The sequence below is a fragment of the Bacillus sp. RC240 genome (assembly GCF_044907945.1).
Classification (GTDB): Bacteria; Bacillota; Bacilli; order Bacillales; family Bacillaceae_G; genus Bacillus_A; species Bacillus_A mycoides.
This window is the reverse complement of the sequence record NZ_JBIYCT010000003.1, coordinates 327,543-349,233: the sequence shown is the minus strand read 5'-3', so window position 1 is coordinate 349,233 and position 21,691 is coordinate 327,543. Positions and strand designations below refer to the sequence as shown.

General features: G+C 37.0%; 25 protein-coding genes and 2 other annotated features. Of the genes, 15 read left to right on the top strand and 10 right to left on the bottom strand.

Translation table 11 applies throughout. From position 1 onward, the window contains the following. Positions 1-14: 14 nt before the first annotated feature. The 4 genes from rfbB (at position 15) to ABH955_RS13435 (ending at position 3,406) form a co-directional block, all read left to right on the top strand. Complete coding sequence (gene rfbB / locus ABH955_RS13450; RefSeq protein ID WP_002125972.1) at positions 15-986, top strand: dTDP-glucose 4,6-dehydratase; 972 nt, start codon at positions 15-17, stop codon at positions 984-986. Positions 987-997: 11 nt separating this feature from the next. Then, entirely contained in the window at positions 998-1,852 is an 855-nt protein-coding gene (rfbD, locus tag ABH955_RS13445) for a dTDP-4-dehydrorhamnose reductase (RefSeq protein WP_404491181.1), read from the top strand. 108 nt (positions 1,853-1,960) lie between these two features. Beyond that, the gene (fabI, locus tag ABH955_RS13440) at positions 1,961-2,731 is read left to right on the top strand and encodes an enoyl-ACP reductase FabI (RefSeq protein ID WP_002011384.1); all 771 of its coding nucleotides are present in this window, start codon (positions 1,961-1,963) and stop codon (positions 2,729-2,731) included. A 147-nt stretch (positions 2,732-2,878) separates the two neighbouring features. Next, positions 2,879-3,406 (top strand): CotO family spore coat protein, encoded by a 528-nt coding sequence (locus ABH955_RS13435; protein WP_181777941.1) that lies wholly within the window; start codon positions 2,879-2,881, stop codon positions 3,404-3,406. Positions 3,407-3,454: 48 nt separating this feature from the next. Here the strand turns inward: ABH955_RS13435 and exsY are convergent, their stop codons facing one another. Beyond that, complete coding sequence (exsY, locus tag ABH955_RS13430) at positions 3,455-3,919, bottom strand: exosporium assembly protein ExsY (protein ID WP_002135000.1); 465 nt, start codon at positions 3,917-3,919, stop codon at positions 3,455-3,457. 124 nt (positions 3,920-4,043) lie between these two features. On the opposite strand from exsY, the gene ABH955_RS13425 reads away from it, so the two are divergent. After that, on the top strand, positions 4,044-4,403 hold the full coding sequence (locus ABH955_RS13425; protein WP_000899658.1) for a DUF1360 domain-containing protein: 360 nt from the start codon (positions 4,044-4,046) through the stop codon (positions 4,401-4,403). 163 nt (positions 4,404-4,566) lie between these two features. After that, entirely contained in the window at positions 4,567-4,752 is a 186-nt protein-coding gene (locus tag ABH955_RS13420) for a hypothetical protein (protein WP_002064286.1), read from the top strand. Positions 4,753-4,828: 76 nt separating this feature from the next. Here the strand turns inward: ABH955_RS13420 and exsF are convergent, their stop codons facing one another. The 6 genes from exsF to ABH955_RS13390 all read right to left on the bottom strand — a co-directional run bounded on the left by exsF (position 4,829) and on the right by ABH955_RS13390 (position 10,167). After that, complete coding sequence (gene exsF / locus ABH955_RS13415; RefSeq protein ID WP_002011391.1) at positions 4,829-5,332, bottom strand: exosporium protein ExsF; 504 nt, start codon at positions 5,330-5,332, stop codon at positions 4,829-4,831. A 167-nt stretch (positions 5,333-5,499) separates the two neighbouring features. Next, positions 5,500-5,970: a spore coat protein CotY gene (gene cotY / locus ABH955_RS13410; protein ID WP_002135002.1), complete on the bottom strand. Its 471-nt coding sequence runs from the start codon at positions 5,968-5,970 to the stop codon at positions 5,500-5,502. A 142-nt stretch (positions 5,971-6,112) separates the two neighbouring features. Further along, entirely contained in the window at positions 6,113-8,179 is a 2,067-nt protein-coding gene (locus ABH955_RS13405) for an ATP-dependent helicase (RefSeq protein WP_002135005.1), read from the bottom strand. Positions 8,180-8,402: 223 nt separating this feature from the next. Further along, positions 8,403-8,825, bottom strand: coding sequence for a GNAT family N-acetyltransferase (locus ABH955_RS13400; RefSeq protein ID WP_044437812.1), 423 nt, complete (start codon positions 8,823-8,825; stop codon positions 8,403-8,405). 1 nt (position 8,826) lies between these two features. Then, positions 8,827-9,345: a YjcG family protein gene (locus ABH955_RS13395; RefSeq protein ID WP_113733636.1), complete on the bottom strand. Its 519-nt coding sequence runs from the start codon at positions 9,343-9,345 to the stop codon at positions 8,827-8,829. A gap of 90 nt (positions 9,346-9,435) precedes the next feature. Beyond that, positions 9,436-10,167 carry an alpha/beta hydrolase gene (locus tag ABH955_RS13390; protein WP_002135007.1) on the bottom strand — a complete coding sequence of 244 codons (732 nt, stop codon included), beginning with the start codon at positions 10,165-10,167 and terminating at the stop codon, positions 9,436-9,438. A gap of 199 nt (positions 10,168-10,366) precedes the next feature. On the opposite strand from ABH955_RS13390, the gene ABH955_RS13385 reads away from it, so the two are divergent. Together ABH955_RS13385 and ABH955_RS13380 are read left to right on the top strand one after the other, a co-directional pair. Continuing rightward, positions 10,367-11,278 (top strand): DMT family transporter, encoded by a 912-nt coding sequence (locus ABH955_RS13385; protein WP_000806933.1) that lies wholly within the window; start codon positions 10,367-10,369, stop codon positions 11,276-11,278. 146 nt (positions 11,279-11,424) lie between these two features. Next, positions 11,425-12,000 (top strand): Crp/Fnr family transcriptional regulator, encoded by a 576-nt coding sequence (locus ABH955_RS13380; protein WP_404491180.1) that lies wholly within the window; start codon positions 11,425-11,427, stop codon positions 11,998-12,000. On the opposite strand, the gene ABH955_RS13375 is transcribed toward ABH955_RS13380, so the two are convergent. Beyond that, complete coding sequence (locus tag ABH955_RS13375) at positions 11,990-12,661, bottom strand: DUF4386 domain-containing protein (RefSeq protein ID WP_113937698.1); 672 nt, start codon at positions 12,659-12,661, stop codon at positions 11,990-11,992. The genes ABH955_RS13380 and ABH955_RS13375 overlap by 11 nt on opposite strands. Before the next feature lie 88 nt (positions 12,662-12,749). On the opposite strand from ABH955_RS13375, the gene ABH955_RS13370 reads away from it, so the two are divergent. Beyond that, positions 12,750-13,145 (top strand): PH domain-containing protein, encoded by a 396-nt coding sequence (locus ABH955_RS13370; RefSeq protein ID WP_269480914.1) that lies wholly within the window; start codon positions 12,750-12,752, stop codon positions 13,143-13,145. 30 nt (positions 13,146-13,175) lie between these two features. On the opposite strand, the gene ABH955_RS13365 is transcribed toward ABH955_RS13370, so the two are convergent. Together ABH955_RS13365 and putP are read right to left on the bottom strand one after the other, a co-directional pair. Continuing rightward, positions 13,176-13,574: an Ig-like domain-containing protein gene (locus ABH955_RS13365; protein ID WP_002064293.1), complete on the bottom strand. Its 399-nt coding sequence runs from the start codon at positions 13,572-13,574 to the stop codon at positions 13,176-13,178. A gap of 163 nt (positions 13,575-13,737) precedes the next feature. Then, positions 13,738-15,216, bottom strand: coding sequence for a sodium/proline symporter PutP (gene putP, locus ABH955_RS13360; RefSeq protein ID WP_269480915.1), 1,479 nt, complete (start codon positions 15,214-15,216; stop codon positions 13,738-13,740). A 307-nt stretch (positions 15,217-15,523) separates the two neighbouring features. Beyond that, positions 15,524-15,762: a binding site (T-box leader), on the top strand. A 42-nt stretch (positions 15,763-15,804) separates the two neighbouring features. Further along, positions 15,805-16,049 (top strand) — a binding site (T-box leader). A gap of 51 nt (positions 16,050-16,100) precedes the next feature. On the opposite strand from putP, the gene trpE reads away from it, so the two are divergent. From trpE to trpB, 6 genes are read left to right on the top strand one after another with little or no spacing between them, the layout of a single operon-like run. After that, positions 16,101-17,519: an anthranilate synthase component I gene (gene trpE / locus ABH955_RS13355; RefSeq protein WP_002086925.1), complete on the top strand. Its 1,419-nt coding sequence runs from the start codon at positions 16,101-16,103 to the stop codon at positions 17,517-17,519. Further along, the gene (locus ABH955_RS13350) at positions 17,516-18,103 is read left to right on the top strand and encodes an anthranilate synthase component II (RefSeq protein WP_269480917.1); all 588 of its coding nucleotides are present in this window, start codon (positions 17,516-17,518) and stop codon (positions 18,101-18,103) included. The genes trpE and ABH955_RS13350 overlap by 4 nt, the downstream gene beginning before the upstream one ends. Continuing rightward, complete coding sequence (trpD, locus tag ABH955_RS13345; RefSeq protein WP_404491179.1) at positions 18,100-19,125, top strand: anthranilate phosphoribosyltransferase; 1,026 nt, start codon at positions 18,100-18,102, stop codon at positions 19,123-19,125. Before ABH955_RS13350 ends, trpD begins: the two co-directional genes overlap by 4 nt. 1 nt (position 19,126) lies before the next feature. After that, positions 19,127-19,888, top strand: coding sequence for an indole-3-glycerol phosphate synthase TrpC (gene trpC, locus ABH955_RS13340; RefSeq protein ID WP_269480919.1), 762 nt, complete (start codon positions 19,127-19,129; stop codon positions 19,886-19,888). Continuing rightward, positions 19,885-20,499 carry a phosphoribosylanthranilate isomerase gene (locus ABH955_RS13335; RefSeq protein WP_404457228.1) on the top strand — a complete coding sequence of 205 codons (615 nt, stop codon included), beginning with the start codon at positions 19,885-19,887 and terminating at the stop codon, positions 20,497-20,499. Before trpC ends, ABH955_RS13335 begins: the two co-directional genes overlap by 4 nt. Continuing rightward, on the top strand, positions 20,496-21,689 hold the full coding sequence (gene trpB / locus ABH955_RS13330; protein WP_002086917.1) for a tryptophan synthase subunit beta: 1,194 nt from the start codon (positions 20,496-20,498) through the stop codon (positions 21,687-21,689). Before ABH955_RS13335 ends, trpB begins: the two co-directional genes overlap by 4 nt. The last annotated feature ends 2 nt before the right edge of the window (positions 21,690-21,691 follow it).

Sequence of the window (21,691 nt, the reverse complement as noted above, 5' to 3'; positions counted from 1 at the left end):
TAGGAGAGTTGTTTATGAATATATTAGTTACAGGTGGAGCTGGATTTATTGGAAGTAATTTCATTCACTATATGTTAAAAAACTATGAAACATATAAAATCATTAATTACGATGCATTAACATATAGCGGGAATTTAAATAATGTAAAGTCTATTCAAGAAAATCCTAACTACTCATTTGTAAAAGGGAAAATCCAAAATGGAGAGCTGCTGGAACATGTTGTTAAGGAACGTGACGTGCAAGTAATTGTAAATTTCGCAGCTGAATCACATGTGGATCGTAGTATTGAAAACCCAATTCCTTTTTATGATACGAATGTAATAGGTACAGTCACGCTGTTGGAGTTAGTGAAAAAATATTCACATATTAAACTCGTGCAAGTATCAACAGATGAAGTATACGGTTCTTTAGGGAAAACAGGAAAGTTTACCGAGGAAACCCCGCTAGCTCCTAATAGTCCATATTCTTCAAGTAAAGCGAGTAGCGACATGATAGCCTTATCTTATTATGAAACGTATCAATTACCGGTTATTATAACGCGTTGTTCTAATAACTACGGACCGTACCAATATCCTGAGAAATTAATTCCGTTAATGGTTACGAATGCGCTTGAAGGAAAGAAACTACCATTATATGGTGATGGATTGAATGTAAGGGATTGGCTGCATGTAACGGATCATTGTAGTGCAATTGACACCGTTTTGCATAAGGGATGTGTAGGAGAGGTGTATAATATCGGCGGGAATAACGAAAAAACAAATGTAGATGTTGTGGAACAAATTATAAAACTTTTAGGAAAAACGAAAAAAGATATTGAATTTGTAACAGACCGTTTAGGTCACGACCGTCGTTATGCGATTGATGCACAAAAAATGAAGAATGAGTTTGAATGGGAACCGAAGTATACGTTCGAACAAGGATTAAAAGAAACGGTGGAATGGTATAAAAACAATGTGGACTGGTGGAAACCACTAAAAGAAAAGTAAGGGGCATGTAGATGAAAGAGCGGATTATCATAACGGGAGCGAACGGTCAGCTAGGGAAGCAACTACAAGAAGAGTTGAATTCTGAGGAATATGACATATATCCATTTGATAAAAAGTTATTAGATGTAACAAATATATCCCGAATTAAGCAAGTGGTACAAGAAATAAAGCCACATACAATTGTTCATTGTGCAGCGTATACGAAGGTAGATGGTGCTGAGAAAGAACAGGATCTTGCTTACTTAATAAATGCGATTGGAGCTCGAAACATAGCGGTTGCTTCACAATTAGTAGGGGCTAAGTTAGTGTATGTCAGTACTGATTATGTATTTCCAGGTGACAAACCGGATGGCTATCATGAATTTCATAATCCAGCACCGATAAATATATATGGAGCTTCTAAATTTGCAGGAGAGCAGTTCGTAAAAGAGTTACATAATAAATATTTTATAGTTCGTACATCGTGGTTGTATGGTAAGCATGGAAATAATTTTGTGAAAACGATGCTACGATTAGGAAAAGAGAGAGAAAACATATCTGTTGTAGCGGATCAAATTGGCTCTCCTACGTACGTGGCAGATTTAAATATGATGATTAATAAGCTCATTCACACTTCTTTATACGGTACGTATCACGTATCCAATAGAGGATCATGTTCTTGGTTTGAATTTGCCCAAAAAATATTTTCGTATGCAAATATGAAAGTGAATGTATTACCTGTTTCAACTGAAGAATTCGGATCGGCGGCTGCGAGACCAAAATATTCGATCTTTCAGCATAAAATGCTACAATTAAATGGTTTTTTACAAATGCCTACTTGGGAAGAAGGATTAGAAAGGTTTTTTATAGAAACAAAAAGTCATTAACAAATTTATGTTAGTGACTTTTTTGTTTGCCTTTAAGAGGTTTTATGGTACTATAATTATAGTATCAGGTACTAATAACAAGTATAAGTATTTCTGGGAGGATATATCATGGAACTATTACAAGGGAAAACATTTGTTGTTATGGGCGTTGCGAACCAAAGAAGTATTGCATGGGGAATTGCTCGCTCTTTGCATAATGCAGGTGCAAAATTAATATTCACATATGCAGGAGAGCGTTTAGAAAGAAATGTTCGTGAACTAGCGGAAACATTAGAAGGACAAGAATCACTTGTATTACCTTGTGATGTAACGAATGATGAAGAACTTACAGCTTGCTTTGAAACTATTAAGCAAGAAGTTGGTACAATTCACGGTGTTGCACACTGTATTGCTTTTGCAAATCGTGATGATTTAAAAGGCGAATTTGTAGATACTTCTCGCGATGGATTTTTACTTGCACAAAATATTAGTGCATTCTCTTTAACAGCTGTAGCAAGAGAAGCGAAGAAAGTGATGACAGAAGGCGGAAATATTTTAACTTTAACATACCTTGGCGGCGAGCGCGTTGTGAAAAACTATAACGTTATGGGTGTTGCGAAAGCTTCGTTAGAAGCTAGCGTGAAATATTTAGCGAACGATTTAGGACAACATGGCATTCGCGTTAACGCTATTTCTGCAGGACCAATTCGTACGTTATCTGCGAAAGGTGTAGGCGACTTTAACTCAATCTTAAAAGAAATTGAGGAACGCGCACCACTTCGTCGTGCGACGACTCCAGAAGAAGTTGGAGATACAGCAGTATTCTTATTCAGTGATTTAGCACGCGGAGTAACAGGTGAAAACATTCATGTTGATTCAGGATATCATATTTTAGGATAAATATAATAGGAATTAAAGTTTAAAAAGGACAGTCTCTAAACGTTGAGACTGTCCTTTTTAATTGTTCCCAGAAAGAACGATTTTTAACGAAAGTTCTAGCCACGTTATGAATATAACTATAATAGTACACGATTTATCCAGCTACGTATGGAAGTGGGAGGGACGAGTGTGAAGAATAAAAATAAAAGTTCAACAGTTGGAAAACCGTTGTTATATATTGCACAAGTAAATTTAGAACTCGCTGCACCGAAAATAAAAAGAATTATTTTAACGAATTTTGAAGATGAGGATCAAAAAGAGCAAAGTAATAGAAATGAAAGTATTGTAAGTATTGTAAGTAGTGCTGTGGAAGAAGTGGTAGAACAAGAGAAACAAGAACCACGAGAGGAGCCTCAAGTGGAGGTGGAAGAAAAAGTAGAGGAAGAGCAAGTGAGAACGGTCCCTTACAATAAATCCTTTAAGGATATGAATAATGAAGAAAAAATTCATTTTTTATTAAATCGTCCTCATTACATTCCGAAAGTAAGATGTAGGATAAGAACGACTACCGTCTCATATATAGGATCGATTATATCTTATCGTAATGGCATTGTATCCATTATGCCACCAAATAGTATGAGAGATGTTCGGTTATCTATAGAAGACATCAAAACGATTGATATGGCCGGTTTTTAAATATGTAAAGGTGGTAGAAAGCTTCTACCACCCCAATAGTTTTTTAGTTTACTTAACTATAGAAACGTCGCGTAAGCACTGAATAGCACAGAAGCAGCTTAAATCAACAGTAATGCAAGTAGATGTCGAGATTAATCTTGCATTTGGTACAGCTAAAAACGTACAAATTGGATCGTCGCCAGGTGGTACAGGAGACCCATCACCTAATACTACAGTTAACACACGTAGGACAGCACAGCTATCGTCATCTACGCTTTCTACACGGAAAATTGGAGATTGGCAGCTAGTAAGGCTTGCAGATGGTGCAAATGCTTCAAATGGCGTTCCAGCTTTTGTGTATAAAATAAAAGGGCGTGTATTTGCTACTGCTGCAGTATTGTGTGCTCCTAAAAATGGAATTTCACAACCAGAACCACATGTTGAACTAGAGCAATCTTGTAATTCATTGATGAATTTTACGACGTCAACTACGCAGTGAGAAGAGCTATGGTGTTTATTTTCGTTACAACTCATTAATGTCACTCCTTATCTTCTTGTTTGTATTTACATTAATAAGATATTGGAGTGGGGGAGATTTGGTCACAATCTTAAGACCTTTTTTTTTAAATAGGCTAAAGAGGATAGGGAAGGTGGAATTATGTTATTTACAAGCTGGCTTTTATTTTTTATTTTTGCGCTAGCTGCATTTAGGTTAACTCGTCTTATTGTTTATGATAAAATTACAGCTTTTTTGCGAAGACCGTTTATTGATGAGTTAGAGATTACAGAGCCTGATGGAAGTGTATCGACTTTTACAAAGGTGAAAGGGAAAGGATTAAGAAAGTGGATTGGAGAATTATTAAGCTGCTATTGGTGTACAGGTGTGTGGGTTAGTGCTTTTTTATTAGTTTTATATAAATGGATTCCTATTGTTGCAGAGCCTGTACTAGCATTATTAGCCATTGCAGGTGCAGCAGCGATCATTGAAACAATTACAGGATATTTTATGGGAGAATAATAAAGTGAAACTTTAATCAGTGGGGGCATTGCCCGCTTGTTATTAGCCCGCACCAATCGTGATAAATCTTCATGATGTTAGAAAAAGCGGAGTTTAAGAGGATGCGGGAACGGAAATAAGGAGTTGTTCATATAGTAAATAGACAGAATTGACAGTAGAGGAGATGTTTGCTGTGAGCAATAATCCAAGGCAAAATTCATATGATCTACAGCAGTGGTATAACATACAGCAACAGCAACAAGCACACCAACAGGCATATCAAGAACAGTTACAGCAACAAGGGTTTGTGAAAAAAAAGGGATGCAACTGTGGGAAAAAGAAAAATAAAATAAAACAATATGAAGAATGAAACACTCATGTTACTGTGAGTGTTTTTTATTGTAAAAATAAAAAGCGGTATTTCAATTAAGAAATACCGCTTTTTACTAGCTAATTTGTGCAACTGTTAATGCTGCAGCACGAATGTCTACAGTTCCAAGCAGTTCAACTGGTACAATTTGAATTAAGTCACCAGGGTTTAAGTTAATAAGAATAACACCACTGGATACGTCTACTTCACCAGTACCAATAACGTTAGAGCGAACCGCTGTACCTGATCCAGGAATAATGTTAGCTGGTGTACCTAATGATAAGAAGAAACGACCAGCTTCTGGTGCAGTAGGAACGTTATCAAGACTGATCGTTAATGTATAACTGATTTGATAAATACCAGCTACTTGAATTCGAATACCGTCTCCGACACTTACTGTATTATTTATTACAGGAACAGTAATATTTGGGTTTGGACTTACGCTAGGTAATAGTAATGGTGTGAATAATGAAGCGAACTGAGGTGCAGAAGCGTTGAAAGCAAAACCGAAGGCAGGTAGTGTACTAGCTGGTTTCGCCTCACAATCAATGTTATTAAATTCGCAATCAGAAGAGAACATGTTTTTCACTCCTTTATCTGTTTCTACTTTTAGTTAATGAAAAGGACAGGTTTTATGTTCTAGACAAGTTCCCAATTTTATAAAAAATACATAATAATACCTTTTAAGCATGGATTGGGTGGCAGAATCATCTGCCACCCAATCCATGCTTAAATTAGTATTCAGTTTTATATAGAAACATCGCGTAAGCATTGAATAGCGCAGAAGCAACTTAAATCAACAGTAATACAAGAGGAGGTTGATACTAATCTTGCATTTGGTACAGCTAAAAATGTACAGATTGGATCGTCACCAGGTGGTACAGAGGTACCATCACCTAAAACTACAGTTAATACACGCAATACAGCACAGTCATCATCATCTATACTCTCTACACGGAAAATTGGAGATTGGCAGCTAGTAAGGCTTGAAGATGGTGCAAATGCTTCAAAAGGTGTTCCAGCTTTTGTGTATAAAATAAAAGGACGTGTATTCGCTACTGATGCAGTGTTATGTGCTCCTAAAAATGGAACTTCGCAACCAGATCCGCAGGTTGTGGTTGCACATTCTTGTAGTTCATGTATAAAACGAACGACATTTGATACACAGTTGAAATCACAATCATGGTGATGATGATCTTCATTACAATTGCAGCTCATTATGTTCACTCCTTATCGTGAGTTCTGACATACACTATTACAATATGAACGGGATATGATTGATATTACGTTAATTCTCAGGATAGAAACAGGGAATTTATATAGAGGGGATGTACATAACGTGATATGCAAAAAGACACCCTTATTTAATGGGTGTCTTTTCAGGTAAATCTTTTCGCGCAGTATATAAAAAACGAGATATATCTAGTTTTTTTCCTCTGAAAAATTGCGGGGAGGAAATGTAAAGTTCTTCTTTTGCGCGTGTAATGGCGACATAGAGTAATCGTCTTTCTTCTTCTAATGCTTCAGAAGTCTCAGTTACACGGTCATTTGCATCTTTTAAAGAAGAAGTATGCGGCAATATACCATCGCTTGCTCCGAGTAAAAAGACGCATGGAAACTCAAGGCCTTTCGCGTTATGAATTGACATAAGCGATACGGCATCTTTTTGCGGCATTGTTTTTAATGCTTCCATTTCTTTTTGACCTTGAATGGCCTCGTTAATAAATTGTAAGTAAGCTGGAATATCCGTAAAGCGAGTTGCTGATTCCATTAATTCTTCTAACATTTCTTCTTGTATGTCCTTATGCATCGTAAAGGAAGAACGATCATTACTTTGTAAGTACTCTAAATACTTTCCTTTACCATGAATAATTTCTTTCAATGCTTTTTTCGGTTCAAGTTCTTTTATAAACTTAATAAAATCGATTCGCTCATTTACTTTTTTAACTTGAAAAGGTTTCAAGCTCGGGTTTAGTAATAGAAAATGAAGAAGAGAAGGGAAACGGCCCTCACCATATTTCCATTGTTCACGTTCAATAAATGAAATGCACTCATCACGGCCAATATACATTGTTGGTAATATATTTGAAAGTGATTCGAGGCGGAACGGTTCAAGCACGAGTCGTAAGTGATCTAATACGGGCCTAATTAAAGAATGTTCGTAGAACGATTGGCTCGCTCCATGTTTAATAAATGGAATCTTATGAATTGTAAGCTGATCAAGTAAAGAACGGCTTACAGAATGTGTACGATATAATAAACAAAAATCTTTATAATTTCGTTCACCACTATCTACTTTTTCCTGAATGAGTTGCAAAATTTGATTTGCTTCATCAAGAGTTGTAGCTGGTCGTGCGTAAAATGGTTGTACACCTTCTTCACGAACAGAATATAGCTCTTTATCAAAACGTTCTTGATTTAGCTTAATAACTTCATTTCCAAGTCCGACGATAAATGGATTAGATCGATAATTCGTATTAAGTGCGATAATCGTTGTATTATCAAATTCCTTTGGAAAAGATAAAATAATTTGGTGACTTGCCCCTCGCCAGCCGTAAATCGCTTGATCGTCATCACCTGCGATAAATAAATTATTTCTCGGCGTGGCTAACAATTTTACAATTTCATATTGTGCATACGACGTATCTTGAAACTCATCTACTTCAATGTAATGAAAACGCTCTTGTAATTGAGTAAGCAGGGGAGCGTTATTTTCTAACATATAATACATTTCTAATAAGATGTCGTCAAAATCGATATAATTGTGTCGTTGTTTTACCTCTTCGAAACGTTCGTATACTTCTTTGAACTCTTGTTCAACCGGTGTTTTCGCTTTTACATCTTTCGGACGATTCAATTTGTTTTTCTCAAGTGAAATCATAGCGAGTATCGTTTCGGCATCATAATCGTCTTTTAAGCGCAATTCTTTCAAAATTTTCTTTATCATAATTTGTTTATGTTTTTCATTTGCTAAAATTTGCTGATTATATCCTTGACTACGAAGCAATTTTAAAAAGACAGAGTGGAATGTACCAGCAACGACATAGCTACTTGCGGCATGATTCATACCAGGTAAATTCGCTACACGGCTTCGAATTTCTTCAGCTGCTTTTTGTGTAAACGTCAGCAGCAAAATATTTCGCGGATGGACATGTTTTACATTAACTAAATAACCAACGCGAGTTGTTAAAACAGATGTTTTACCACTTCCAGCACCAGCTAGTGTAAGGACAGGTCCTTCTGTCGTTTGCACTGCTTCTAACTGTTTTTCATTTAAATAAACACCTTGCTGTTCTAAAGCGCGGAAATACGCCGCATCTGCATCTTCTTCCATAATTAAATGGGTAGATGTTTTCGGAATATGATACGTCGCTTGCGGAATACCAGCGTGTGTTAACGATTTTTGTGAAAATTTTTCTTGTGTCATATATTCACCTTCAAAACTATAGCATCAACATTTAACTTTAGCGGAAGAAAAAGAAAATAGCAATGTAAAAAACAGGAGGGGCTACCTCCTGCTACAAAATTACCCCGCTATTTGCGGGCAGTAAAACTCTCACCTCAAAATTCAGGTGTCCGTAAACGCCCGATTGGTGAAGGCTAATAATCAGTGGGGGATGAACAAAACCCCCACTGATTAAAGTTTCACTTTATAATTCTTTTATCATTACGACGTGCGGGATATTTGCTTCCATAAACACATCAGAAGCCGTCACGTATCCTAGCTTTTTATAGAAAAATTCAGCATGTGTTTGAGCATGGAGTTTCAATTTCGGTAGAGACTCTTCCTTCGCATACGCTTCAAGTGCATCCATAATGATTTTGCCAATGCCTTTTTTGCGATGGGAAGCTAGTACGCAAATGCGTTCCATCTTTCCAACTCCATCAACGATGCGGAAGCGACCAGCGCCAACTGGAACATCATTATCATATATAACAACGTGTGTTGAAATTTCTTCAAACTCATCATACTCTTCTTCTGCAGAAACACGTTGCTCATTCACAAATACTTGCTTACGTACAGAGAATGCATCTCTTAGTTGTTCGTCCGTTTGTACGATTTGTGCGTGCAAATTAGTTGTTCTCCTTTCCAAGGTGGAATGTTTCATGTACAGTCCACGTTCCATTTTCTAATTGGTATAGAAGGTGGAAACGATCGATTGGTTGTTCATAATAGAAATCTTTCATACGTAATCGACCTAATACATCAGCATGCTCTGCATCTGATAAATCTTGACCGATTGTTAAATGAGGTACGAAAGAGTATTCACGCTCTTGTGTAAAGAAACCATTATGCATTTCTTCATTTAAGAAAGTTAGTTCAGGTGTTTTTTCTACTTTAAAATAAAGGACATTATTAACAGGTGCGAATGAACCGACTTTTCCAACATGAAGGGTGAAAGGGTTCGTTTTACTTGCGATTGTATGTAACTCGTTTACAATCGATTCTAGTTGATCATCTTGCGTCTCAAAGGGTGTTTTCAATGTAACATGTGGCGGAACTAATGCGTAGTGCGGATCATAACGTTTACGCAATCCGTTCGCTTTATCTTGAATCATTTTTGATGGGAAAATTACAATTCCTAATTTCATGTTCCAATTCCTCCCTTTGCAAGTCTAGTTAGATTTTGAGAATAAATCTCTTTATCTATTATATCAAATTATTCTGAATACCGCTCTCTATTATTTCATTGATAGAATATGAGAAAAAGCTCTCGGTAAATCAGCTTGCCAATACTTCCAAGTGTGATTCCCTTCAAACTCTTCATAATGCGTGATGAAATTTCTATCTGTAAGAAGTTTATTTAACTCGCGATTTGGTTCTACGAAATCAGATACTTGTCCGTCTGTGCGCTTTACAGCTGTTTCTTCTGTTCCAATGATGTGATAAAGTTCTAACGCCTGTGGATCTTTGAAGTCTTTTGCTAAGTTCATTACTGTTTCATCAACAAATGGTGATTGCATAACGACTTTACCGAATGTATGCGGATACATAAGTGAAGTCATGAAAGAAACTGTACCGCCAAGAGAATCTCCAATTAAAACGCGTCCTTTACCCATTTGATACGTTGGATAATTTTCATCAATATATGGAGCAAGCTCGTGAGCAAGGAAGCGAATGTAAGCAGCATTCTTTACATCATTTGGGAAATATTTTTCCTTACGATCGTGTACATTTTTATATGGAATACCGACAATAATTGTGCGGTCAATTTCTTCAGTTTCGCGAAGGCGCTCAATTACACGGTGCGCTTTACCAAGCTGAAAATAATCTCTACCATCTTGTGCAATAACAACCGTATGCTTATGGAGAGGTGTGTAATTTACTGGTAAATAAACAAGAAGTGTAAGTTCCTCTTGAAGTGATGTACTAAAAAATGAAATTTCTTCAATTCTCCCTATTGTTTGATTCATGTATATCCCCCTAAATAAAAATTTACTATGATTGTAACAGCGACGCTTGTAGTGAAAAGGAAAGAAATATTCACTAATAGGTGCCTCAATTTATATTTTACCATAATGGTACGAAGAATCTAAAAAATTAGTATTTAAGTTATGAAAGAAAACGGATATAATGAAGTGGGATTTTTACAGGTGAGAGGGGAGACAGGGTTTGAAACAAGAAAAATCAATCGCACTACCATTAGCAATTTCTATTATAGCAATTTCATTCGCAGCAGTTTTTGTAAAGATGTCCTCAGCACCATCTTCTATTTTAAGTATGTACCGATTATGGATTATCGTACTTATTATGCTGCCAATCGTTTGGAAAAAGCGGGAAGAGTTCCATAAGATTCAAATAAAAGATTGGGGATTTTTAATTGGATCTGGATTCTTTTTAGCGCTTCATTTTCTTTTATGGTTTGAATCTTTAAAGCATACAACAGTTGCTAGTTCAACGATTATTTTAGCACTTCAACCGATCGTATCTTTAGTTGGAGGTTTCTTCTTATTTAAAGAAAGAACAACCTATTCAGCCATTGCGACGATGGGTATCGCTATATTAGGTGTAATGTGTATTGGTTGGGGAGATTTAGGTTTAAGTAAACAAGCAATTTATGGAGATATATTATCCTTTTTAAGTGTAATAGCGGTTGTCGGTTATTTATTTATCGGGCAAACGACAGTAAAGAAAGTATCACACTGGATTTATAGCTTTACAGTTTTTGCATTCGCAGGTATTTTTATGGGGATTTATAATATCGTGCTACAAGTACCTTTTACAGGTTATACGAAGTGGGATTGGACTATTTTTCTTTTACTTGCGATTGTGCCGACAGTGTCACATGTCATTAATAACTGGCTATTAAACTACGTAAATGCAACAACAATTTCAATGAGTATTTTAGGAGAACCAGTTGGGGCATCTATACTAGCGTTCTTCTTACTTGGAGAAAAATTAAATGCAATGCAAATTATCGGTAGCATGCTCGTATTGTTTGGTGTATCTGTTTTCTTACTACAGCAACAAAAGCGAACAGCAAAAAATGTGGTGAACGAACCGGCTTATACACAGGAATTATAACGAGTTTATTCTAATTTGCGAAAAGAGAAGTTATTGGTAACTTCTCTTTTTTTTGTTCCATGCAGAAAATAAAACAGATTAATAGGGGGAATTCCCACCATGTAGCATGAAAAAAGATAATATATAGTGGGGGAAGGAGAGACCAAATGAAAGAGATTTTAATGAAATACATGACAAATCTTACAACATTAAGTGAAGAGCAGCAGCGCATGATCGTAGAAGAATTACAAATTGAAGAGTATAAAAAAGGAACAGTGCTCTTAAGACAAGGAGATGTTCCGTCTAAATGTTATTTTGTATTAAAAGGATGCGTGAGGCAACATTGTATAGATGAATCTGGAAAAGAAGTTACATCAAATTTTTATACAGAAGAACAAGCAATCGCGAATTTCAACCATCATAAACAAGATAAATTATCCCCACATACGTTAACGTGCCTAGAAGATTGTCTAGTTGTAGTTGGCGATCTGTATAGTGCAAAGGACATGTATAAGAAATATTCACAGTTAGAAGAAATGACGCGCCAAATGATTGAATACAATTTTGGTGAAGTACAAGAAGAACTTACATTATTTATTACATCGACACCAGAAGAGCGCTACAAATCATTATTACAAAAACGACCTCATTTAATCGATCGTGTTCCTCAATATCAATTGGCAAGTTATCTGGGTATTACGCAAGAATCATTAAGCAGAATTAAGAAACGACTCAAACAGTAGAGTTTTTTCCACCTCTAAGCAATAGCCATATACTAAATCCTAGTTCACCTGCGATCATCGGTAGTTGAAAGACAACGTTAAGAATGGAAATAATCGCATCATATTGTGAAAACATCGTATTCATTACGTTAATGATGATATAGCCGATTGCAGCAATGAGCAGTAATATACTAATAGTTTTCGGTATGTTTTTAGATTGAAAGGTTACGTATCCTAAGGTGAGAAGATGTAAGCCGAAAATGATTAATCCTACAGACCAAATGTATTCAAAAGCTTCTAGAAATAACATTGTATATGCTTCTGAATTAGCAACTGTGTTTTTTGAAAGAAGTAATACAAATATTAAATTGAATATAGCAATCCCAAGTATAGCTGTATACATAAGACGAAGACAGGCAGCTAGTAATGAGAGGCTAGTATGGATAGGTTTTAGAAAGAAATAAAGAGCCCACGAGGCGATAATATCCGTAATGAAAATGATAATCCATCCGAAAATTTCAGCTTTGAAAAGTGAACTTGAAGTTTGAATATTATGGAGTGTCGTGCTCGCATCTCCTTGTACAACGAGATTTCCGTGAACAAAACCGTAAGAAAAAAATGCAGCAAATGCCATAATAAGAAGAGAAGCACCAGTAAATAAGGCAAACTTTCGTTCATTCATATGTCGTCCTCCTATTTCAATATTACTTTTATTTTAATAAGGGAAGGAGGAGAAGTCATTGACTTAAATCAAGAGAGGAGAGAGCGTAATGGAATTTCCATCAAAAAAAGATGTATGGTTATATCCAATCTTTTTCATTGTTTTAGGCGCCTGTTTCGCTCCAATATTTGCAGGGAGAGAATATTTTCTCTTATTTTTTACAATTCCATTAGCTATACTGTTTAGTTGGAGTTGGTTTTCAACAAAATATATCGTTAAGGAAGAAATAATTATAATTACATCAGGTCCCGTTAAAAAACGTATATTTATACGAGACATAAAACGAATTTCCAATACAAAAAATCCAATCGCAGCTCATGCACTATCATTCGATCGATTAGAAATTGTTTACGGATCATATGAAACAGAACTTATTTCTCCAAGAAATAAAGAAGAATTTATTTTGTTGTTAAAAAGAAAAAATCCTGGGATTGAAATAAAGTAAGAGAGTGGATTCATATCTACTCTCTTTATGTCACTTTGGATTTGTCATATAAGGTTGCACGTGAACGACACATAAGTCGCGGAATTTTCCTTCGGCAGTTGTGACAATTACGACTGCTCTTCCTGCACTTTTTCCAGTAATCGTTACTGTCTCACCTTTCGGATAGATGGTGATGACGTCGGAGTTCATATTTGTCCAAATAAGCTCTTGATTCTTTGCCTGCATTGGCAAAACGGAAGCTGATAAATCGGCACTTTGTCCGGTTTTTATTTTAAGCTTATTTTTCTGTATATGAATACCAATTACAGATATAACAGAAGGAGCAATTGAAATTTTGGATGGATTAGGTTGTATGTTTAAACGAGAAGTAGAAGTGTTTGTGATAGGTGAAAATTTTCTTATATGTTGTTGCTGTAAAGATGCTAACATTGTGGGGTCCCCTTTCTGTATAGGTGTCGATACTAATAATATAAAGGAAGAATGTTATAGTAAATTTAACGAAACATAAAGAAATTGTTAAATTCGAGAAGAATATTGTCGAAATGCGGTTAAAAGAAAGCTCTGCTGTTATCGTAACAGCAGAGCTTTCTTTTTATAGATTATGAATATGTTGTTTTTCAAAATTCTCAAATTGCTCTTCAACTTCTTTTGAAGGTTTAGTTAGTAAACTAACAATTATGATCACTATTAAACTAATAGCGAAACCAGGAATCATTTCATATAAGAAATCTTTTAGAAACTTAAACTGTGTCCAAATAATTACTGTGGTTGCACCTGAAATCATACCAGCAAGCGCGCCCCATTTCGTCATACGTTTCCAATATAAGCTTAATAAAATAGCAGGTCCAAATGAAGAACCAAATCCAGCCCAAGCATATCCAACAAGAGCTAAAATCGTATCATTTTGTTTAAGCGCTAATGCACATCCAATTAAAGCGATACCAAGAACAGCCATACGACCGACAAATACAAGTTCTTTATCAGAAGCAGAACGCTTAAAGAATGTACGATATAAGTCTTCTGTTACTGCACTTGAAGTAACGAGCAACTGAGAAGAGATTGTGCTCATAATAGCTGCTAAAATAGCGGCTAATAAAAATCCAGTAATAAGTGGATGGAATAAAATTTTTCCAAGTTCAAGGAAAATTGTCTCTGGGTTAGATAATGTCAAACCTTGTTGTGAATAGTAAGCAATACCGATAAGACCAGTAAACATAGCTCCGACAACAGAGAAAATCATCCAGCTCATACCAATTCTTCGCGCGCTTTTAATTTCTTTTACAGACGAAATTGCCATAAAGCGTACGATGATATGAGGTTGTCCAACATAACCAAGGCCCCATGCGAATAAAGAAATCATTCCTAAAGTAGAGGCACCTTTAAAAATATCTAGACGTGTTGGATCTACAGATCGAATTGTATCAAATGCAGGTCCAAGTCCGTTTGTATTCATAATTGTTACGATAGGAACAAGAATAAGGGCAACTACCATAATGATTCCTTGCACGAAGTCCGTCCAACTTACTGCTAAGAAACCACCAAATAATGTGTAAGCTACAACAACGCCTGCTACAATGAGTAATCCAACATGATAGTTCATACCAAATGAATTTTCAAATAATACAGCGCCTGAAACTAATCCTGAAGCTACATAGAAAGTAAAGAAAATCATAATAACAAGTCCGGATACTAAGCGTAGCATGTGAGATTTGTCGTGGAAACGGTGTTCCAAAAATTCTGGAATAGTAATAGAGTTGTTTGCAATTTCAGAGTAGGTACGTAAGCGAGGAGCGACATAAAGCCAGTTTGCGTATGCGCCTAGTGTTAGGCCGATCGCAATCCAACTACTACTTAATCCAACGCTAAACATTGCACCGGGTAATCCCATTAAAAGCCAACCACTCATATCAGATGCTCCAGCACTTAATGCTGTTACTGCGGGGCCTAGTGTACGCCCGCCAAGCATATAATCTGTTAAGTTGGACGTTCGTTTGTAGGCGAAATAGCCGATTACTAACATCCCGAGCATGTAAATAGAGATAGAAGTTAAAGTTAACATCTGCGTACTCATGTAGTTCCCCTTCCTTTTGTCATGTCTTTTGATGCGTTATGCATATTTATAATCTATCATGATTATTCTGAAAAATCCATACAGAAATACGAATTTTCAGAAATGTAAGCGTTTTTTGACATCGTTTTACTTTTTAAATATATAAATTTCAGACGAAAAAACCTTAATTTTAATAGAGTATTTATTATATTTACATAAAAACACGTTGTTTTGTCAATATAATATTGAAAGAAGGGAGAAATATTTTTTTAAAAAAAGTATTGACTTGTGAAAAAAGTTAGGTCTATAATGAGTGCAACTTAAAAAAATGCAAGCGTTGATGAAGAAGAGTACACATGATGAACATGTCAGAGAGCTGATGGTTGGTGCGAATCAGTATGGGATTGATGTGGAATGGGCTTCGGAGCTTCCAAACCGAAACGAAAGAAGTAGGCTTTGGCGACATGATCTCATCGATACAAGAGACACGTATTATTTTTTGATACGGCAAAGTGCGTTACATTCGTAACGAATTAAGGTGGCACCACGGGAGTACCCGTCCTTTCTATAGGATGAGTACTCCCTTTTTGTGTACAAAAAATTAAATATGTTAAATCGTTTAAGTAAGAAGAGTACGTATATTGGAGACGTTTCAGAGAGCCGGGGACAGGTGGGAGCCCGGTGCGGTGCCATATACGGAATGGGCTTACGAGAGGTATGCTGAACAATTATTTTCAGTAGGCAACCCGGGTTCCGCCGTTACAAGGATAAGGTATATATTTTGTACCTGAATAAAGCGGGATGCTTTTGCGTCCAACCTGAGGTGGTACCACGGTAAATTTATCGTCCTCTACATATTTCGATATGTAGGGGACTTTTTTATTTTTCAGAGTGAGGTGAAAGGCATGATGACAAAAGAGGAATTTATGAAGCAAAAAGAACAAAGAAACACATTTTTAGTAATCGCTGAAGAAGAAGGAGATAGCATTACGCCAATTTCTTTATATAGACGTATGAAGGGAAAGAAAAAGTTTTTATTAGAAAGTTCGCAGCTTCATCAAGATAAAGGGCGCTATTCTTACTTAGGGTGTAATCCTTATGGAGAAGTGAAAAGCGTTGGTATAGAAGTAGAGCGAATGATGTATGGGAAAAAAGAAAAGCTGCAGGGTAACGTACTGCAAATGCTAGAAGAGGTAATCGCACCAGCGCAAGTAGACAGTCCATTTCCGTTTTGCGGGGGAGCAGTTGGATATATTGGCTATGACGTCATTCGGCAGTATGAAAACATTGGAGCAGATTTACACGATCCATTAAATATTCCAGAAGTACACCTTTTACTATATCGTGAGTTTACCGTTTACGATCATTTACGCCAAAAGTTGTCATTTGTATATGTATGCAGGGAAGACGATTCAGCTTCTTATGAAGAAGTATACGAAAGATTGCAAGTATACAAAGAGGAAGTGCTAAAGGGAGAAGAAGCGGAAGTAAATGAAATACAATCAATATTATCATTCACTTCTTCAATAACTGAAAAAGAATTTTGTGAAATGGTAGAAACAGCGAAAGAATACATTCGGGCCGGAGATATTTTCCAAGTTGTATTATCCCAGCGTTTGCAAAGTGAATGTATTGGAGATCCATTTGCATTATACCGGAAACTTCGAATTGCAAATCCATCACCATATATGTTCTATATCGATTTTCAAGATTATGTTGTACTTGGCTCTTCGCCGGAAAGTTTGTTATCAGTAAGAGAGGATAAAGTGATGACAAACCCAATTGCTGGTACGAGGCCGAGAGGGAAAACGAAGCAGGAAGATGAGGAAATCGAAAAAGAACTGTTAGGAAATGAGAAAGAGCGAGCAGAGCATATGATGCTTGTGGACCTAGGACGAAATGATATTGGCAGAGTAAGTGAAATTGGCTCTGTGACGATAGATAAATATATGAAAGTAGAAAAATACTCTCACGTTATGCACATTGTATCTGAAGTTTACGGAACATTGCGAAAACAAACGAGTGGATTTGATGCATTAGCGTATTGTTTACCAGCTGGTACAGTATCAGGTGCTCCGAAAATAAGGGCGATGGAAATTATTAATACGTTAGAGCATGAAAAAAGAAATGTATATGCCGGAGCGGTTGGATATATTTCATTCTCAGGAAACCTTGATATGGCGCTAGCAATTCGAACGATGGTTGTAAAAGACGAGAAAGCGTACGTTCAGGCAGGAGCGGGTATCGTCTACGATTCAGACCCGGTTGCTGAATATGAAGAAACATTAAATAAAGCGAGAGCGCTTTTGGAGGTTATGAAATGATTGTACTTATCGATAATTATGATTCGTTCACATATAACTTGTATCAACTATTAGGCGAGTACGAGAAAGAAATTGTTGTCGTAAGAAATGATCAAATAACAATTGAACAATTAGAGGAGATGAAGCCGAAAGGAATTGTGCTCTCGCCAGGACCTGGGAAACCAGAAGATGCTGGAATTTGTATCGATGTTATTCGTCATTTTTATAAGAACGTTCCCATCTTAGGGATTTGCCTTGGCCATCAAGCGATCATATCCGCATTTGGAGGAGAAATTGTTAGAGCAGAGCGCATTAAACACGGAAAAACATCGCGTGTGAAACATAACGGAATGTCAATCTTTTCGTACGTAACGCAGCCGTTAACAGCGATGCGTTACCATTCACTCGTCGCAGTGCAAAATAGTTTGCCGCAGTGTTTTGACATACTTGCGACAGCGATGGATGACGGAGAAATCATGGCAGTTCGTCACAACTATTATCCGCTCTTCGGATTACAGTTTCACCCAGAATCAATTGCAACAGAAGAAGGCGGAAAGTTAATACGTGCCTTTTTAGCAGAAGTGAAAGAGGAGGAGAGAGTATGAACAGTTATCTTCGAAAATTAGTAGAGGGACAACATTTAACAGAAGAAGAAATGTATGAAGCGGGACTTCTTTTATTAAGTGACAACATATTGGAAAGTGAAGTTGCAGCTTTCTTAGTATTGCTGAAAGCGAAAGGCGAAACAGCAGAAGAAATATACGGTCTCGTTCGTGCTCTTCGCGAAAAGGCATTACCGTTTTCAAATCATATAAAAGGCGCGATGGACAATTGCGGAACGGGTGGTGACGGTGCGCAAACATTCAATATTAGTACAACATCGGCATTTGTACTTGCCGGAGCTGGTGTAAAGGTTGCGAAACATGGAAACCGCGCTGTTTCTAGTAAAACAGGAAGTGCTGATTTATTAGAAGAACTCGGTGTAAACATAAGCTGTACGCCGGGTGAGATTGACTATTTATTAGAGAATGTAGGTATTGCCTTCTTATTCGCACCAGCGATGCATCCAGCATTAAGACGCATTATGAAAATAAGAAAAGAATTAAACGTTCCTACGATTTTTAACTTAATTGGACCGTTGACGAATCCGGTTAATTTAGAAACACAATTTGTCGGTATTTATAAGCGAGATATGTTATTGCCAGTAGCGGAAGTATTGCAGAAACTTGGCAGAAAACAAGCGCTCGTCGTAAACGGAAGTGGCTTTTTAGATGAAGCATCATTACAGGGAGAAAATCATGTCGTCGTTTTAAAAGATAATGAAATAGTAGAAATGAGTATTGATCCAGAAAAGTATGGTTTTTCAAGAGTGAAAAATGAAGAAATTAGGGGCGGGAATTCGAAAGAAAATGCACAGATTACGCTCGGAGTATTAAGCGGAGAAAAGAGTGTCTATCGCGATACTGTTTTATTAAATGCAGGTCTAGCCCTTTTCGCAAATGGAAGAGCAGAAACGATTGAAGAAGGAATTACACTAGCGGCACATAGCATTGACTCTGAAAAAGCATTAGCCAAACTAAACTTATTAATTGCAGCAAGCCATGAAAATTTAGAAAGGGTGAATTAAAATGGGGACGATTTTAGACAAAATTGTAGAGCAAAAGAAAGTAGAAGTTGCGGAGTTATATGAAACATATTCACCAGTGAAAGAAAAAAGGAAAACACACTCACTTGTAAAAGCTTTAGAGCAGTTTACTGTAATAGCAGAGGTAAAGCGAGCGTCTCCATCAAAAGGCGATATTAATTTACACGTTGATGTGCCAAAACAAGTGAAAACATATGAAGAATGCGGTGCTGGAGCAGTTTCGGTTTTAACAGACGGTCAATTTTTTAAAGGGTCGTTTCACGACTTACAAACGGCAAGAGCAGAAAGTAACATTCCGCTTTTATGTAAAGATTTTATAATAGATAAGATTCAAATTGATAGGGCGTATGAAGCTGGTGCAGATTTAATTTTATTAATCGTTGCAGCATTGTCAAAAGAGAAGCTAAAAGAGCTTTATAACTACGTACTAGAAGTGGGATTAGAAGCGATTGTTGAAGTTCATGATGAACAGGAATTAGAAATTGCAATCGAATTAAATCCGCACGTTATCGGAATTAATAACCGTAATTTAAAAACGTTTGAAGTAGATTTAAGCCAAACTGAAAAGCTCGGAAAACGACTGAATGAGGAAAACCTACTTTGGATTAGTGAAAGTGGTATTCATTCAAAAGAAGATATTATTCGCGTCAAACGAGCTGGTGCAAAAGGCGTGTTAGTCGGAGAAGCGCTTATGACATCGTCTTCTATTAGTACCTTTTTTGAAGACTGTAAGGTGAGTATATGAAAGTGAAGATTTGCGGCATCACTGATATGGAAACAGCAAAAAGAGCGTGTGAATACGGAGCAGATGCAATCGGATTTGTTTTTGCAGAAAGTAAACGGAAAATCACTCCAGGACAAGCGAAAGAAATTATTGGGGAAATTCCAGCCCACGTTTTCAAGGTAGGTGTTTTCGTAAATGAATCAGTCGAAGTGATCCAGAAAATTGCAGAGGAGTGCGGGTTAACGCATGTGCAACTACATGGGGATGAAGACAATCATCAAATTACAAGATTGAATATTCCGTCTATAAAAGCGGTAGGAGTAGCTTTAGAGAAAGATATTGAATGTGCGAAAAAATACGATACAGATTATCTGTTATTTGATAGCCCGAAAGAAAAGTTCCACGGAGGAAACGGAAAGACATTCTCATGGGAGTTACTCGCACATATGCCAAACGAGTTGCGAGAGAAAACGATATTAGCTGGCGGATTAAACATCCTTAATATAGAAGAAGCAATTCGAACCGTTCAGCCATATATGATCGATGTGAGCAGCGGAGTAGAGACAGAAGGAAAGAAAGATCTAAAGAAAATAAAACAATTTATTAAAAAAGCGAAGGAGTGTTCAAAATGAACTACGCATATCCAGATGAAAAAGGTCATTACGGTATATACGGAGGACGATACGTTCCAGAAACGTTAATGCAATCCGTATTAGAACTAGAAGAAGCATATAAAGAAGCGATGCAAGATGAAGCGTTTCAAAAGGAATTAGATCATTATTTACAAACGTACGTTGGAAGAGAAACACCGCTTTATTTCGCTGAAAATATGACGAAGTATTGCGGCGGAGCAAAGATTTATTTGAAACGTGAAGATTTGAACCATACGGGAGCTCATAAAATTAACAATACAATCGGTCAAGCACTTCTTGCGGTAAGAATGGGTAAGAAGAAAGTTGTCGCTGAAACAGGAGCAGGACAACACGGAGTTGCAACAGCTACTGTATGTGCACTTTTCGGTTTAGAATGCGTCATCTTCATGGGAGAAGAAGATGTGAGACGACAAAAATTAAACGTGTTTCGAATGGAATTACTCGGAGCAAAAGTAGAAAGCGTAGCGGCAGGTAGCGGCACGTTGAAAGATGCGGTAAACGAGGCGCTTCGTTACTGGGTTTCACATGTACACGATACGCACTACATTATGGGATCAGTTCTCGGGCCACATCCATTCCCGCAAATTGTTCGTGATTTCCAAAGTGTAATTGGGAAAGAAACGAAAAAGCAATACGAAGCGTTAGAAGGGAAATTACCAGAAGCAGTCGTTGCTTGTATTGGCGGTGGTAGTAATGCAATGGGAATGTTTTATCCGTTCGTACACGATGAAGAAGTTGCTCTTTACGGTGTTGAAGCAGCTGGAAAAGGTGTTCACACAGAAAAGCACGCAGCCACTTTAACGAAAGGAAGTGTCGGTGTTTTACACGGATCGATGATGTACCTTCTGCAAAATGAAGAAGGGCAAATTCAAGAAGCACACTCTATTTCGGCAGGGCTGGATTACCCAGGTGTTGGGCCAGAACATAGCTTGCTAAAAGATATTGGCCGCGTTTCTTATCATTCCATTACAGATGAAGAAGCGTTAGAAGCATTTCAATTATTAACGAAAAAAGAAGGGATTATCCCGGCATTAGAAAGTTCACATGCTGTTGCATACGCTTTAAAACTAGCGCCGCAAATGAAGAAAGACGAAGGACTTGTCATTTGTTTATCCGGCCGCGGTGATAAAGATGTAGAGAGTATAAAACGTTATATGGAAGAGGTGTAAAA